Raw genomic sequence first — 13,713 nt, 5'->3', positions numbered from 1 at the left:
ACCCGCATGAGCCCGCACCTCCTTCGGCTACGGCCTGCCGCGCTCGCGGCCGCTGTCGCCCTCGCGGCCGGCACGCTGGCCGCCGTCGGCGCACCGGCTGTGGCCGCGCCCGCCGACCACCTCGTGATCAACGAGTCCTACCTCAACGGCGGCAGCGCCGGCGCGACGTACCTCAACAAGTTCGTCGAGCTCCACAACCCGACCGGTGAGGAGATCGAGGTCGACGGGTGGACGGTGCAATACCGCTCGTACTCGTCCACCGGCAACTTCACCGGCAAGATCGCGTTGTCGGGGACGATCCCCGCGGGTGGTCACTACCTCGTGAGCGGCAACGCCAACTCGACCAACGGCGCTCCGCTGCCGACGCCCGACGCGGCGTCGACGATCGCATTCTCGGGCAACGCCAATGGCGGCACACTCGCGCTCTCGACCTCCGACGCCACGCTCACCGGTGACGGCGCGACCGTGCTCGCCGACCCTGCCGTGGTCGACGTGCTCGGGTACGGCGTGTCCAACACGTCAGAGACCGCGCCGAAGGCCGACGGCTACTCGGTCACCGCCTCGCTGAACCGTACGGGCGGTGAGGACGCCGACAACAACAGTGTCGACTTCACGACCGGCGCCCCGACGCCGACCGCGTGCGGCGAGGCGTGCGTCCCCGGCCCCAACCCGGTCGTCGAGCGGACGATCGCCGCGATCCAGGGCACGGGGGTCGCCAGCCCGTACGTCGGCGACACCGTGATCACGCAGGGCGTGGTCACCGCGGCGTACAAGACCGGCGGCTTCAACGGCTTCTACCTGCAGACCGCGGGCAGCGGCGGCGAGACCGACGCCACCCCGGGTGCCTCCGACGGGCTCTTCGTCTTCGGCAGCGCCGCGGTCGCCAAGGTCGCGAAGGGCGACCACGTCAAGATCACGGGTCCGATCGTCGAGTTCAACGGACTCACCCAGATCACGCCCGCCGCGGCAGACGTCGAGGTCCTCTCGGAGCCGGCCGAGGCCGTCAAGGCGACCGCGCTCGCGCTCCCGCTCGGCGATGCCGACCGCGAGACGCTCGAGGGCATGCTCGTCGCCCCGTCGGGCACGTTCACCGTGACGAACAACTACACGACCAACACCTTCGCCGAGGTCGGGCTCGCCGCGGGCGACTCGCCGCTGTACGTCCCGACCGAGATCGCCGCTCCGGGGACGGCCTCCCAGGCTGTGAAGGCGGAGAACGCGACCAAGCGGATCACCCTCGACGACGGCTCGTCGATCAACTACACCGGCGGCGGACGGTTCACGCCGATGCCGTGGATCGACGCCGACACGACAATCCGGGTGGGAGCCGCGGCGACGTTCACGAAGGACGTCGTCCTCGACTACCGCAACAACGCCTGGAAGCTTCAGCCGACGGCCCAGCTGACCGCCGACGACGCCAACGACGTGCTCCCGGCCATGTTCAGCGGCGCCGAGCGTCCCGCAGCCCCGCCGCAGGTCGGCGGCGACGTGAAGTTGGCGGCGTTCAACGTCCTCAACTACTTCACGACCACCGGCGAGGACTACAAGGCGGCCACGGGCATCGAGTGCATCTACTTCCTCGATCGCGACGGCCTTCCGACGACGGTCGACGAGTGCCCCGGCAACGCCGGCCCGCGCGGTGCGGCCGACGACGCGAGCTTCGCCCGCCAGCAGGCCAAGATCGTCGAGGCGATCAACACGCTCGATGCCGACGTGGTGTCGCTCGAGGAGATCGAGAACTCCGCGAAGTACTACGGCCAGGACCGTGACACCGCGCTCGCCGCCCTGACCGAGGCGCTCAACGCCGACGCTGGCGCGGGCACCTGGGCGTTCGTCCCGTCGCCGGCCACGCTCCCGGCGCTGGACGAGCAGGACTTCATCCGTACAGCCTTCATCTACAAGCCGGCCGTAGTCGAGGCCGTCGGTGAGTCGACCGTGCTCGTCGGCGATGCGGCGTTCGCGGACGCCCGCGAGCCTCTCGCGCAGGCATTCCAGCCGGTCGCAGGTGGGGAGGCCGACCGCTTCGTCGCGATCGTCAACCACTTCAAGTCGAAGCGTTCGGGCACGCCTGATCCCGACCAGGGTGCGGGCAACGCCGAGCGGGTCCAGCAGGCACAGTCGCTCGTCGCGTTCGCCGACACGGTCAAGGCCGCCTCAGGCACCGAGAAGGTCTATCTCACCGGCGACCTCAACGCGTACTCGAAGGAGGACCCGATCACGGTCCTGCGCGAGGCGGGCTACGTCGATCTCGAGGAGGAGTACGAGACGGCGGAGACGTACCAGTTCGAGGGCGAGATCGGCTCGCTCGACCACGTGTTCGCGTCGCCCGCCGCGGCGCAGGACATCACCGGCATGGGGGTGTGGGCGATCAACGCCATGGAGCCGATCGCGTACGAGTACAGCCGCTACCACGGCAACGCGACGGACTTCTACGACGAGAGCGCGTTCCGCTCCAGCGACCACGACCCGGCGCTCGTCGGGATCGCGCTCGAAGAGCAGCTCACGCCGACGACGCTGAGCGCCGTCGCGACACCGGGGGTCTCGCCGCTGTTCGGCCCGATCATCGCCGCGCAGGTCAAGCCGCGAGCCACGGGAACGGTCGAGGTGCTCAAGGGCGACACGGTCCTCGCCAGCCAGCGGCTCGTGCGTGGCGTAACCGTCGTCGCGCTCCCGGCGAAGGCGCTCAAGCCTGGGACGCACCAGCTCACCGTCCGCTATTCCGGCGACGCGACCCATGCGGCCTCGGAGACCACGGTGACGGCGCGCGTCCTCGGGTTCTGACGGGTCTGGGGGTTTCGACAGGCTCAACCAGCGACGGTCGAGCCTGTCGAGACCCACCGCCGGTCGAGCCTGTCGAGACCCACCGCCGGTCGAGCCTGTCGAGACCACCGCCTGCGCGTCGGCGGCGCCTGTGGCTGACTGAGGTGATGGGACCGCTGCGGATCCAAGGCAGACGCGCGTACGACCCACCCTCGGACGACGACGGCATGCGGGTTCTCGTTGACCGCCTGTGGCCGCGCGGCCTCCGCAAGGACGAGCTCGACCTGACCGCGTGGGACAAGGACGTTGCACCAAGCACCGAGCTGCGGCGCGCGCTGCACCACGAGGGCCTCGCATACGAGGAGTTCGCCCGCCGATACCGCGCCGAGCTCGATTCGCCAGCAGGACGGGCGGCGCTGCAGGCCCTGCGAGAACGCGCAGACGGCCACGACCTCACGCTGCTCACTGCCACGAAGCCCCTCGAGCGCAGCGCCGTCCCCATCCTCATCGACCTGCTCCCTGAGGGTGCTCAGGGTCATCCCTGAAATCACCGGAGCGAGGGCTTCAGCGGACTCCCCTGCGGTTAGTCTGGTCGGACTATGCGCAAGATGACAACGGACCTGCTCACGTGGGTCGCGCAACGGACTGTCCTGCGGTCACAGAAGGACGGCATCGATCTCTCGAAGCTCACCTTCGTCCCCAACCGCTGGCTGATGCCGCTGCGCCGCGACGGGCTCGACCCTGTCGCCCCCCTCGCGAAGACCCGTGCCGAGACCCCCGTGAAGAAGCTCGCGAGCCTCCTCGGGATGAACATCTGGCTCGTCACCGGCCACGCCGAGGCGCAGGCCGTGCTAGCCGACCGCACCTCGTACAGCAACGACATCCGGCCGCTCGTCGGCGAAGTCGGCGCTGCTGACGGTGACATCGGCGGTCTCGGGTTCACCGACCCACCCGACCACACGCGCCTGCGCAAGCTCCTCACGCCGGAGTTCACGATGCGGCGCCTCGCCCGCCTCACGCCCAAGATCGACGAGATCATCGAGCACCAGCTCGACGTGATGGAGGAGAAGGGGCCGGAGGTCGACCTCATGGCCGACTTCGCCTTCGCCGTCCCGTTCCTCGTCATCTGCGAGCTGCTCGGTCTTCCCGACGAGTCTCGCGAGGAGTTCTTCGCACTCGGCTCGGCACGCTTCGACGTCTCCGGAGGTGGCGCCGCGAGCTTCGGTGCGATCTCCGAGTCGCGCACGTTCCTCATGAACGCCACCAAGGCACAGCGTGACGCGCCCGGCGACGGTCTGATCGGCAAGATCATCGAAGAGGTCGGTGACGGGATCTCCGACTACGACCTCGGCGGGCTCGCCGACGGCGCATTCACCGGCGGCCACGAGACGACCGCGAGCACGATCGCCCTCGGCGCCATGGTGCTGATGAACGATCACGAGTCTCGTCGTCGCCTCATCGCGGACGAGACGTTCGCCGACCCCGTCGTCGAGGAGATGCTGCGCTACCTCACGGTCGTGCAGATCGCCTTCCCGAGGTTCGCCAAGCACGACCACGCGCTGTTCGGCGAGCAGATCTCGAAGGGTGATGCGGTCGTCTGCTCCTTGTCGGGCGCCAACCGCGACCACCGCACCGGCGGGCCCGACCTCGAGAACTTCAACCCGCACCGCGACTGGCCCGTCTCGCACATCACGTTCGGCTATGGGTTCCACCGTTGCGTCGGAGCGGAGCTGGCCCGCATGGAGCTGCGCGCGGCGTACCCGAAGTTGTTCCGCCGCTTCCCCGAGATGACGCTCGCGTGCGACTCCGCCGACCTGGCGTTCCGCCAGCGCTCGATCGTGTACGGCGTGGAGTCGATGCCGGTCCGCCTGTACGGCTGACGCCTGCGCTCGCACCCAGCACAACGCCCCACGGCCCTGGTCGCAACGTGGGGCGTTGGCGTCTGTGGGCCCGCTCAGGCGAGCTGCTTGACCTCCTTGCGGAACATGAACGCGCCGATCAGCCAGAAGACGCCGATCACCAGCGCGTAGATGCCGATCAGCACGAGCAACGTCGCCGCGCCGATGTCGGGGTTGGCGATGAGGAGGATGCCGAAGAGCAGTGAGGCGATGCCCGCCGCGAGGAGCCATCCCCAACCGCTGCCGGGGACCTGACGCAGCTGGAGGGCGCCGGAGATCTCGAGCACGCCGATCATCAGCGACCAGAACGCGATGACCAGGACGAGCGCGAACACCGTGATCGCCGGGTCACGGAACGCGATGATGCCAGCCGCGATGCCGAGCACGCCCTCGAGGAGCAGCCATCCCCACGCGCGTCCGCCCCCGGTGAAGATGCTGACGAGCGCCATGACGCCGTCGGCGAGCGCCCAGATGCCGAAGACGATGACGATCGCCTTCGCGGTGGACTCCGGATAGACCAGCGCGAGGATGCCGAAGGCGATCGCGACGACGCCTCGGATGACGACGATCCACCACGCCGACTTCGTGGCTGCGGTGATGGTCCCGGCAAGATCGGTCATGGCTTCCCCCTGGTTCGCCTTGATCCGCACACTAGGGGGCCCAACGACCGTGGTGAGCGAGACACGCGGGGACGCGGCGCGCAGGTGCGAGGGGCAGCGCTAGGGCAAACGCACGCGGATGAACGCGGGGCGGTAGAGGAACGGGTTGGCCTCGACCTTGCCGAGATCGGTGTTGTTGCGGCTGTACGAGACGATCACCGTCCCCGGCACAGGGAGGATCGCAGGGTGGGCGAGCGGCATGTAGCGGAGCTGGCCCGTGACGGCGTTGGACGGGATCCGGGCGACCGTGGACGCGCGCGTGAACGGACCTGAGGGCGCGGGCGCCTTCCAGATCACCAGGTCCTGGCCGAGGAACTCATCCTGCTTGCTCACGGCGTACCAGGACCCGTCCTGCTCAAAGACGCTCAACGTCTGCGAGACCCCTCCCTGGGCGGGGATCAGCTCGACCGCCTCTGCGGCATTCTTGCTCCACTCGGTGCCGTCCCAGTAGCGCCACCGGGAATGGTCGCGCAGGTGGTCGATGTGGACCCGGGCGACCCGCAGCGAGTAGCCGAAGACGCCGTCGACCTCGGGGTTGGCGGTGCCGTACAGATAGACCCACTCGCCCTTGATCGCGACCGCGGCACCCCACGTCGGGCGCTTGCGGCTCGGGTCGTCGCGCCCGATGTCCTTCACCTCGACGAGCTGGGGCACACCGCCGGGCTCCACGTGGAACACCGCGATCGCAGGGCCGAGGTTCTCGAAGTCGGTGCTCGACGCGCCGCCGGTGCCCCGTACGCGCTGCACGCCGACGCCGACCACGTCGACCCCGTTGCGGTGCACTCGTCCGATCGACATCGGCCAGTAGCCGACCCCGTCGGCGCGGTCGGGGATGAGCGCGCCGTTGTCCTCCGGAAGAACCGTCTGCGCGCAGCCGTCGGAGATCAGCAGCATCGAGTTGCGGACGAAGCGCTGGCCGTCGAAGTCGGCCGCGCGCAGCGTGTCGCCCATGACCCAGATGCGCCGTCCGTCCTGCAGCGTCAGGTCGGCACCGACATCGGCGCCCTGGAGCGCGGCGCCGCCACGCGTGGTGTCGACGATGTTCTGCAGGTCGGTGATCGAGCGCAACCGAGGAATGCTCACGCATGGCGACGCGTACGACGCCATCGGCTCCTTCGTCGCCGGGGAGGCGACACCCGCCTTGTCGTCGTCCGCATCGGCGAGGGGCCCCCGTACGAGGAGCACGACCACGACCGCCAGGCAGGCGAGCACGACCGCGGCGACGGCGGGGATCCACCTTCGCCGCGCACGTCGGGGCGTCGTCTCGCTGTCGTCCATGTCGCCACCGACAGTAGTGCGCTCCGGTCTCGCGCCCCAGGGGTTGCGCCGAGTCGTGACCTCCGTCTCGTCCGCTGTGAGAGCCTGTGGGCATGGCGACCGGCTCGACGGGAGGCACCGCGCGGCGAGGCCGCCCCGGGTACGACCAGGAGACGGTGCTGCGGCGCGCGGTCGCACTCTTCAACCGCCAGGGTTATGACGCGACCAGCGTGGGTGACCTGGCACGCGAGCTGGGCCTGACGAAGTCCGCGATCTACCACCACGTCCCGAGCAAGGAGCACCTCCTCGCGCGCGCGCTGGACGAGGCGCTCGACGGGCTGGACGCCGTGATCGCCGGGGCGGTGCAGGAACGACCGGGAGTGAGTGCGTACGACCGTCTGCGGACGGCGGTGCGCCAGAGTGTCGAGGTGCTCGTCGCTCACCTGCCGTCGGTGACGCTCCTGCTGCGGGTCCACGGCAACAGCGAGGTCGAGCAGCAGGCCCTTGCCCGGCGGCGCGCGATCGACGAGCGGCTGAGCGGGCTGGTCCAGGACGCGGTCGCAGAGGGCGCGCTGCGCGACGACATCGACCCCGACCTGATCAGCCGGCTGCTCTTCGGCATGGTCAACTCGCTGATCGAGTGGTACCGCCCGGGCGGCCCCGCCGACACCGCGCTGCTCGCCGACGCCGTCACGGCACTGGCCTTCGACGGGCTGGCGATCAGGAAGAGCTGACCGGACCGACGCCACGGCTGCGACCCCGGAACTCCGCGATCGTCGCCTCGTCGGGACGGCGGCGTACGGTCACGTCGTACAGTCCCGACCGGCCGCTGCGTGCACGCTCCACCGCCTCCGCGACGAGGGTGTCCCCGAGGTGGGCAGGCGCGAGGAACGTGATGTCGAAGCCCGCGGCGACGGTCACCTCCCCGTACCCGTTGCACGCGAGGGCGAACGTGCTGTCGGCGAGCGCCGCGACGAGCCCGCCGTGGCACAGGCCGTGCCCATTCACCATGTCGTCGCGCACCACCATCGAGACCCGGGCCTCGCCGCGCGCGACGTGCTCGCACTCCATGCCGAGCGCCCTGCTCGCCGCGTCGGCCGCCCACATCGCGGCGGCGCCGTCCCCGGTCATGCGTCGTAGTCCACGGTGAGCCGCTCGCTGAGCGGGTACGACTGACAGGTCAGCACGAACCCCCTCGCGAGCTCGTCCTCGCTCAGCGCGTAGTTGCGCCGCAGGTCCACCTCGCCGTCGCACACGCGTGCGCGGCACGTCCCACAGACACCGCCCTTGCACGCGAACGGGAGGTCGGCGCGCGTGCGCTGCGCGGAGTCGAGCACCGTACGGTCGCGCAGCATCGGCGTCGTCGTGCTGCGACCGTCGAGGACGACGGTGACGTCGCTCGTCACGCCCTCGAGCGCGGGGTCGAGGTGCCGGACCTCGGGCGGCGGCTCGTCGACGTAGAACAGCTCGACGTGGACGCGCTCGCCCGGGACGCCGACCTCGGCGAGGACGGCGCGGGCATCAGCGAGCATCCCGAACGGACCGCACAGCCACACGTGGTCGAGGTCGCCGACCGGGACGAGCAGCGTGAGCAGCCGGCGGAGCCGATCGGCGTCCATGCGACCGGAGAACAACGGGACGTCGCGCGGCTCCCGCGACAGCACGTGCACAAGGTCGAAGCGCGGGCCGTAGCGGTTCTTGAGGTCGGCGAGCTCCTCGGCGAACATCGTGCTCGCGGTGGTCCGGTTGCCGTACAGGAGCGTGACCTGCGCCGAGGGGTGGGCGAGCACGGTGCTCGCGATCGAGAGCATCGGCGTGATCCCGGAGCCGGCGGCGATGCAGAGGTGACGGCCGCCCTCGTCGGGGTCCGCCCGGAAGCTCCCGGTCGGCGGCTGCACCTCGACGCGCGTCCCGGGGGTCACGTCTCGCGCGAGCCACCACGAGAACAACCCGTCGGGGATCGTCCGCACCCCGATGCGCAGGGGCGCGCCGACGGGGGCGCAGATCGAGTACGACCGTCGGTGCTCCTCGCCGTCGAGCACCCGCCGCAGGGTCACGGACTGGCCCGCGCGGAACGCGTACTCCTCGCGCAGCGCCTCGGGCACGTCGAAGGTCACCGCGACCGCGTCGTCGGTGAGCGGCTCGACCGCGGTCACGGTGAGCGCGTGAAACGGCGCCGACCTGCGCGTGCGAGGCTCCGGCGAGGCGAGCGTCATCAGATCTCCTTGACGTGCTCGAACGGCTCGAGGCACGCCGTGCACCGGTAGAGCGCAGTGCACGGGGTCGGGCCGAACTCCGACGTGATCGCCGTCGCGCGCGAGCCGCACCGCGGGCACGGGACGTCGCGCCGTGTGGCCGTCAGGGTCAGCGCGATGGGCCCCTCATGGTCCGGCGCGGGGCCGGGAGCCGACAAGCCGTGCGCGGCGAGCGCCCGCCGGCCGTGCGGACTGATCCAGTCGCTCGACCACGCAGGAGCCAGCGCGACGTCGACCCGGACGTCGGCGAACCCTTCGGCGCGAAGCGTACGGACGAGGTCGTCGCGCATCGCCGTCATCGCGGGGCAGCCCGAGTAGGTGGGCGTGATCGTCACGACGACTGTGCCGTCGTCGACGTCGACCCCGCGCAGCACGCCGAGGTCCTCGAGCGTGAGCATCGGCATCTCGGGATCGGTCACGCGCGCCGCGACCTCGTACGCTGCCACCCTCGTCGCCATGGTCACCACCTCCCCGTCGGATGTGCGCGGGCGACGCTCTGCATCTCGGCGAGCATCTTTGCGAGGTCCTCGGTGTGCACACCGTGGCGCCCCGTCCGCCGGTCGAGCCTGTCGAGACCCACACTCCGCCGGTCGAGCCTGTCGAGACCCCCCGCCTCCCACACCTGCGCGAGCACGTCGTCGACCTCGTCGTCGACCGTCGCCGGATCGACTCCGGCGCCGGACTCCGCCATCCGCGCCTCGACCGGGTGCGTCGCGCCGAGCTCCGCGCGTAGGGGCCAGAGCGCGTCGCGGGCGGCGAGGACGCGGCGCCGCGACTCGTCGGTGCCGCCCGCCAGCACGACGACCCACCGACCGGCGTAGTCACGGTGGTAGGTCAGCTCCTTCACCGCCTTCGCCGCGATCGCCGCGAGCACCGGGTCGGTGCTGTCACGCAGCCGCTCCATCAGCGCAAGGCGCCACGTCGCGAACAGCAGGATACGGACGACGGCGTCGGCGAAGTCGCCGTTCTCCACCTCGACCAGCGCGACATTGTGGAAGTCGCCGACGTCGCGGAAGGAGGCGAAGGCGTCCTCCGCGGCCGCCCGTGACCCCTCGGCGAGCACGGGCACGCCCTCAGGATCGGCAGTGCCGGCTCGCGTGTAGAGGAGCCGCGCCTGACCGAGCAGGTCGAGCGCCACGTTGGCGAGCGCGACGTCCTCCTCGAGGTCCGGCGCGTTGCTGCACCACTGTGCGAGCCGGTGGGACATCACGAGTGCGTCGTCGGCGAGCATGACGGCGTACGACGCGAGGTCGTGCGGGTCGACCCCGTCGGGGACCGTCGTGTCGCCGAGCGTCGCGAGCGGATCCTCGAAGGCCGTCCCGAAAGCCCAGTGCGTGGCATCGCCCCCGTACAGGCCCTCGTACGGGTTGTCATGCACGTCGCCGGTCGAGCCGCCCGCTCCGCCGGTCGAGCCGCCCGCTCCGCCGGTCGAGCCGCCCGCTCCGCCGGTCGAGCCTGTCGAGATCATCACCCCTCCTCACATATGCGGGACATCGTCGGGGATCTCGTAGAAGGTCGGGTGCCGATAGACCTTGTCGCCGCTGGGCGCGAAGAGCGGGTCCTTCTCGTCGGGGCTCGACGCCGTGATCGCGTCGGAGCGGACGACCCAGATGCTCACGCCCTCGTTGCGCCGGGTGTAGACGTCACGCGCGTGTCGCAGCGCCATCTCGTCGTCCGGAGCGTGCAGCGAGCCGACGTGCACGTGGTTGAGCCCGCGCTTGCCGCGGATGAACACCTCGTAGAGCGGCCACTCGGCTCGGACGGTGTTCATCGCGGAGCCTCTGGGGTTTCGACAGGCTCAACCGACGACGGCGGCTCAACCGACGACGGGCTCCGCTCCGCGAAGGCCATCGCGGCCTCGCGCACCCACGCACCCTCCTCGTGCGCACGGCGGCGGTGCGCGATCCGCTCGGCGTTGCAAGGCCCGTCGCCGCTGATCACCGCGGTGAGCTCGTCCCAGTCGGGCTCGCCGAAGTCGTAGTGCCCGCGCTCCTCGTTCCACGCCAGCTCGGGGTCGGGCAGCGTCACGCCGAGGACCTGCGCCTGCGGCACAGTCATGTCGACGAACTTCTGCCGCAGGTCGTCGTTGGTGTCGCGCTTGATGCCCCACGCCATCGACTGGGCCGTGTTCGGCGACTGCGTGTCCGGCGGACCGAACATCATCAGCGACGGCCACCAGAACCGGTCGACGGACTCCTGGACCATCGCCCGCTGCTCGTCGGTCCCGCTCATCATCGTCATCAGCAGCTCGTAGCCCTGCCGCTGGTGGAACGACTCCTCCTTGCAGATGCGGATCATCGCGCGTCCGTACGGCCCGTACGAGGTGCGGCACAGCGGCACCTGATTGCAGATCGCGGCGCCGTCGACGAGCCAGCCGATCGTGCCGACATCGGCGTACGACGGGGTGGGGTAGTTGAAGATCGAGGAGTACTTCTGCTTGCCGGCCAGCAGCAGCTCGGTCAGCTCCTGGCGGGAGACGCCGAGGGTCTCGCAGGCGGAGTAGAGGTAGAGCCCGTGCCCCGCCTCGTCCTGCACCTTCGCCAGCAGGATCGCCTTTCGACGAAGCGACGGCGCCCGGATGATCCATGCGCCCTCGGGCTGCATGCCGATGATCTCGGAGTGGGCGTGCTGCGCGATCTGACGGACGAGCGTCCTGCGGTAGCGCTCCGGCATCCAGTCGCGCGGCTCGATCCGGTCGTGGCGCGCGACTGTCTCCTCGAAGCCGGCGAGGAGCTCGGGCTCGGTGAGAGTCATGGTGCCTCCCGGGATTTACTGACCGATCGTTCTGTAATACTGTGACACGGGTCACCGTACGCGTGCAACGACACCCGGGGGACCCATGAGCGCACTGCTGCAGAGCTACGCCGCCGGACGCTGGTATGCCGCGCCCGACGAGGGCACGCCGCTCCTCGACGCCGCCACGGGCGAGGAGGTTGCGCGCGTCTCGAGCACCGGCCTCGACCTCCCCGCGATGGTCGCGTACGCCCGTGAGGTCGGCGGTCCTGCGGTTCGCGGCCTGACCTTCCACGAGCGCGGCGGCCTCCTCAAAGCGCTCGCGAAGCATCTCGGCGCCGAGAAGGACCACCTGTACGACCTGTCTGCGCGCGCCGGGGCCACGCGACGCGACGCGATGATCGACGTCGACGGCGGCATCGGCACGCTCTTCTCGTACGCGAGCAAGGCCACGCGCGAGCTGCCCAACGACACGGTCGTCCTCGACGGACCGCCCGAGCCGCTCGGCAAGGGCGGCACGTTCGTCGGCCAGCACGTCTTCACCTCGCGGCCCGGCGTCGCCGTGCAGATCAACGCCTTCAACTTCCCGGTCTGGGGGATGCTCGAGAAGCTCGCGCCCGCCTTCCTCGCCGGGCTCCCGACCATCGTGAAGCCGGCCAGCCCGACCGCGTACGTGGCAGAGGCGCTCGTCCGCCAGATCATCGAGTCCGGCCTCCTGCCCGAGGGGGCGCTGCAGCTGGTGAGCGGGAGCGCCGGCACGCTCCTGTACGAGCTGGGTCCGCAGGACTCGGTCGCCTTCACCGGCTCGGCCCACACCGCCAACGTGCTGCGCGACCACCCGTCGATCGCGACCGGCGGCGTCCGGCTCACCGTCGAGGCCGACTCGTTGAACTGCTCGATCCTCGGTCCGGACGTCACTGCGGACGATCCCGAGCTCGACCTCTTCGTGAAGGGCGTCGTCACCGAGATGACGGCCAAGGCGGGACAGAAGTGCACCGCGATCCGGCGCGTGCTCGTCCCCGCCGGCATGGCCGACACGGTGGTCGGAGCCCTTCGCGACCGGCTCGCGAAGGTGACGGTCGGCGACCCTACGGATCCCGAGGTCCGGATGGGGCCGCTCGCGAGCCTCGCCCAGCGCGACGAGGTCCGCAAGGCGGTCGAGGCGCTGCGCAGCACGGCCGACGTGGTGTTCGGCGACCCGGACCAGGTCGAGGTGGTCGGCGCCGAGGCGGAGCGTGGTGCGTTCTTAGGCCCGGTGCTGCTGCAGGCCCGCCCGGGGGCGACCGAACCGCACGACGTCGAGCCGTTCGGACCCGTGAGCACGGTGATCTCGTACGAGACGCTCGACGACGCGGTCGCACTCGCTGCCAGAGGTCGCGGGAGCCTGGTCGGGTCGATCGTCACGCACGACCCGGACGTCGCTCGTACGCTGACGCTTGGCCTCGCCCCCTGGCACGGACGTCTGCTCGTCCTCGACTGCGACGACGCCGGCGAGTCCACCGGCCACGGGTCGCCGCTGCCCGTCCTCGTCCACGGCGGACCCGGCCGAGCCGGTGGCGGCGAGGAGCTCGGTGGGATCCGAGCCGTGCTGCACCACATGCAGCGCACCGCGCTCCAGGCCTCGCCGGACATGCTCACCGCGATCACGGGCCGGTGGACGACCGGCGGCGCACGCCGTGACGACGGCACCCACCCGTTCCGCAAGAGCCTCGCGGACCTGCGGGTCGGCGACACGATCGCCTCGGAGTCTCGTACGGTCTCGCGCGAGGACATCGACCGCTTCGCCGACCTCACGGGAGACACGTTCTACGCACACACGGACGAGGTGGCGGCCGCGGCGAACCCGCTGTTCGGCGGCATCGTCGCGCACGGCTATCTCGTGGTCTCGCTCGCGGCGGGCCTCTTCGTCGACCCGGACCCGGGGCCGGTCCTCGCGAACTTCGGCGTCGACAACCTGCGGTTCCTCACGCCGGTCAAGGCCGGGGACGACATCGCCGTCACGCTGACCGTCAAGCAGATCACGCCGCGGGCGACCGCCGACTACGGCGAGGTCCGGTGGGACGCCGTCGTGGCGAACGGCGAGGGCGCGCCGGTTGCCACGTACGACGTCCTGACCCTGGTCGCGAAGTCCTGGGACGCGTAAGAGCGTTC

General features: G+C 70.5%; 13 protein-coding genes. 5 read left to right on the top strand and 8 right to left on the bottom strand.

The window, feature by feature from the left end:
- The first annotated feature begins 6 nt into the window (after positions 1-6).
- The 3 genes from ACFSDF_RS01300 to ACFSDF_RS01290 all read left to right on the top strand — a co-directional run bounded on the left by ACFSDF_RS01300 (position 7) and on the right by ACFSDF_RS01290 (position 4,640).
- Positions 7-2,781, top strand: coding sequence for an ExeM/NucH family extracellular endonuclease (locus tag ACFSDF_RS01300; protein ID WP_377155769.1), 2,775 nt, complete (start codon positions 7-9; stop codon positions 2,779-2,781).
- Positions 2,782-2,927: 146 nt separating this feature from the next.
- On the top strand, positions 2,928-3,305 hold the full coding sequence (locus ACFSDF_RS01295) for a DUF488 domain-containing protein (protein WP_377155767.1): 378 nt from the start codon (positions 2,928-2,930) through the stop codon (positions 3,303-3,305).
- 54 nt (positions 3,306-3,359) lie between these two features.
- Complete coding sequence (locus tag ACFSDF_RS01290; RefSeq protein ID WP_167000828.1) at positions 3,360-4,640, top strand: cytochrome P450; 1,281 nt, start codon at positions 3,360-3,362, stop codon at positions 4,638-4,640.
- A gap of 74 nt (positions 4,641-4,714) precedes the next feature.
- On the opposite strand, the gene ACFSDF_RS01285 is transcribed toward ACFSDF_RS01290, so the two are convergent.
- Together ACFSDF_RS01285 and ACFSDF_RS01280 are read right to left on the bottom strand one after the other, a co-directional pair.
- Complete coding sequence (locus ACFSDF_RS01285) at positions 4,715-5,278, bottom strand: HdeD family acid-resistance protein (RefSeq protein WP_167000826.1); 564 nt, start codon at positions 5,276-5,278, stop codon at positions 4,715-4,717.
- 99 nt (positions 5,279-5,377) lie between these two features.
- Positions 5,378-6,595, bottom strand: a complete 1,218-nt coding sequence (locus tag ACFSDF_RS01280) for a DUF4185 domain-containing protein (RefSeq protein ID WP_377155764.1) — start codon at positions 6,593-6,595, stop codon at positions 5,378-5,380.
- 92 nt (positions 6,596-6,687) lie between these two features.
- Here ACFSDF_RS01280 and ACFSDF_RS01275 point away from each other — a divergent pair, with 92 nt between their 5' ends.
- Positions 6,688-7,308 (top strand): TetR/AcrR family transcriptional regulator, encoded by a 621-nt coding sequence (locus ACFSDF_RS01275; protein ID WP_167000822.1) that lies wholly within the window; start codon positions 6,688-6,690, stop codon positions 7,306-7,308.
- On the opposite strand, the gene paaI is transcribed toward ACFSDF_RS01275, so the two are convergent.
- From paaI to paaA, 6 genes are read right to left on the bottom strand one after another with little or no spacing between them, the layout of a single operon-like run.
- A complete protein-coding gene (gene paaI, locus ACFSDF_RS01270; RefSeq protein ID WP_167000821.1) occupies positions 7,295-7,705 on the bottom strand; it encodes a hydroxyphenylacetyl-CoA thioesterase PaaI in 411 nt (136 codons plus the stop codon). The two genes, ACFSDF_RS01275 and paaI, sit on opposite strands and share 14 nt — an antisense overlap.
- Positions 7,702-8,790, bottom strand: coding sequence for a 1,2-phenylacetyl-CoA epoxidase subunit PaaE (gene paaE, locus ACFSDF_RS01265; RefSeq protein WP_167000819.1), 1,089 nt, complete (start codon positions 8,788-8,790; stop codon positions 7,702-7,704). Before paaE ends, paaI begins: the two co-directional genes overlap by 4 nt.
- On the bottom strand, positions 8,790-9,287 hold the full coding sequence (gene paaD, locus ACFSDF_RS01260; RefSeq protein ID WP_167000817.1) for a 1,2-phenylacetyl-CoA epoxidase subunit PaaD: 498 nt from the start codon (positions 9,285-9,287) through the stop codon (positions 8,790-8,792). The genes paaE and paaD overlap by 1 nt, the downstream gene beginning before the upstream one ends.
- A gap of 2 nt (positions 9,288-9,289) precedes the next feature.
- Entirely contained in the window at positions 9,290-10,297 is a 1,008-nt protein-coding gene (gene paaC / locus ACFSDF_RS01255; protein ID WP_377155760.1) for a 1,2-phenylacetyl-CoA epoxidase subunit PaaC, read from the bottom strand.
- A gap of 9 nt (positions 10,298-10,306) precedes the next feature.
- Positions 10,307-10,600 (bottom strand): 1,2-phenylacetyl-CoA epoxidase subunit PaaB, encoded by a 294-nt coding sequence (gene paaB, locus ACFSDF_RS01250; RefSeq protein ID WP_167000814.1) that lies wholly within the window; start codon positions 10,598-10,600, stop codon positions 10,307-10,309.
- Positions 10,597-11,583, bottom strand: a complete 987-nt coding sequence (gene paaA, locus ACFSDF_RS01245) for a 1,2-phenylacetyl-CoA epoxidase subunit PaaA (protein WP_377155757.1) — start codon at positions 11,581-11,583, stop codon at positions 10,597-10,599. Before paaA ends, paaB begins: the two co-directional genes overlap by 4 nt.
- An 85-nt stretch (positions 11,584-11,668) precedes the next feature.
- Between paaA and paaZ the strand changes: the two genes are divergently transcribed.
- Positions 11,669-13,705: a phenylacetic acid degradation bifunctional protein PaaZ gene (paaZ, locus tag ACFSDF_RS01240; RefSeq protein ID WP_377155754.1), complete on the top strand. Its 2,037-nt coding sequence runs from the start codon at positions 11,669-11,671 to the stop codon at positions 13,703-13,705.
- Positions 13,706-13,713 lie beyond the last annotated feature (8 nt).

The sequence above is a fragment of the Mumia zhuanghuii genome (assembly GCF_042681565.1).
Classification (GTDB): Bacteria; Actinomycetota; Actinomycetes; order Propionibacteriales; family Nocardioidaceae; genus Mumia.
Note: the sequence above shows the minus strand (reverse complement) of the source record. Positions and strands in the feature narration are given on the sequence as shown.

Excerpts from the sequence above, each read along its gene's own strand:
- paaE (WP_167000819.1), bottom strand. The coding sequence starts at position 8,790 with ATGACGCTCGCCTCGCCGGAGCCTCGCACGCGCAGGTCGGCGCCGTTT.
- paaB (WP_167000814.1), bottom strand. The coding sequence starts at position 10,600 with ATGAACACCGTCCGAGCCGAGTGGCCGCTCTACGAGGTGTTCATCCGC.
- paaA (WP_377155757.1), bottom strand. The coding sequence starts at position 11,583 with ATGACTCTCACCGAGCCCGAGCTCCTCGCCGGCTTCGAGGAGACAGTC.
- paaI (WP_167000821.1), bottom strand. The coding sequence starts at position 7,705 with ATGACCGGGGACGGCGCCGCCGCGATGTGGGCGGCCGACGCGGCGAGC.
- ACFSDF_RS01300 (WP_377155769.1), top strand. The coding sequence starts at position 7 with ATGAGCCCGCACCTCCTTCGGCTACGGCCTGCCGCGCTCGCGGCCGCT.
- ACFSDF_RS01285 (WP_167000826.1), bottom strand. The coding sequence starts at position 5,278 with ATGACCGATCTTGCCGGGACCATCACCGCAGCCACGAAGTCGGCGTGG.
- paaZ (WP_377155754.1), top strand. The coding sequence starts at position 11,669 with ATGAGCGCACTGCTGCAGAGCTACGCCGCCGGACGCTGGTATGCCGCG.
- ACFSDF_RS01275 (WP_167000822.1), top strand. The coding sequence starts at position 6,688 with ATGGCGACCGGCTCGACGGGAGGCACCGCGCGGCGAGGCCGCCCCGGG.
- paaC (WP_377155760.1), bottom strand. The coding sequence starts at position 10,297 with ATGATCTCGACAGGCTCGACCGGCGGAGCGGGCGGCTCGACCGGCGGA.
- paaD (WP_167000817.1), bottom strand. The coding sequence starts at position 9,287 with ATGGCGACGAGGGTGGCAGCGTACGAGGTCGCGGCGCGCGTGACCGAT.
- ACFSDF_RS01290 (WP_167000828.1), top strand. The coding sequence starts at position 3,360 with ATGCGCAAGATGACAACGGACCTGCTCACGTGGGTCGCGCAACGGACT.
- ACFSDF_RS01295 (WP_377155767.1), top strand. The coding sequence starts at position 2,928 with ATGGGACCGCTGCGGATCCAAGGCAGACGCGCGTACGACCCACCCTCG.
- ACFSDF_RS01280 (WP_377155764.1), bottom strand. The coding sequence starts at position 6,595 with ATGGACGACAGCGAGACGACGCCCCGACGTGCGCGGCGAAGGTGGATC.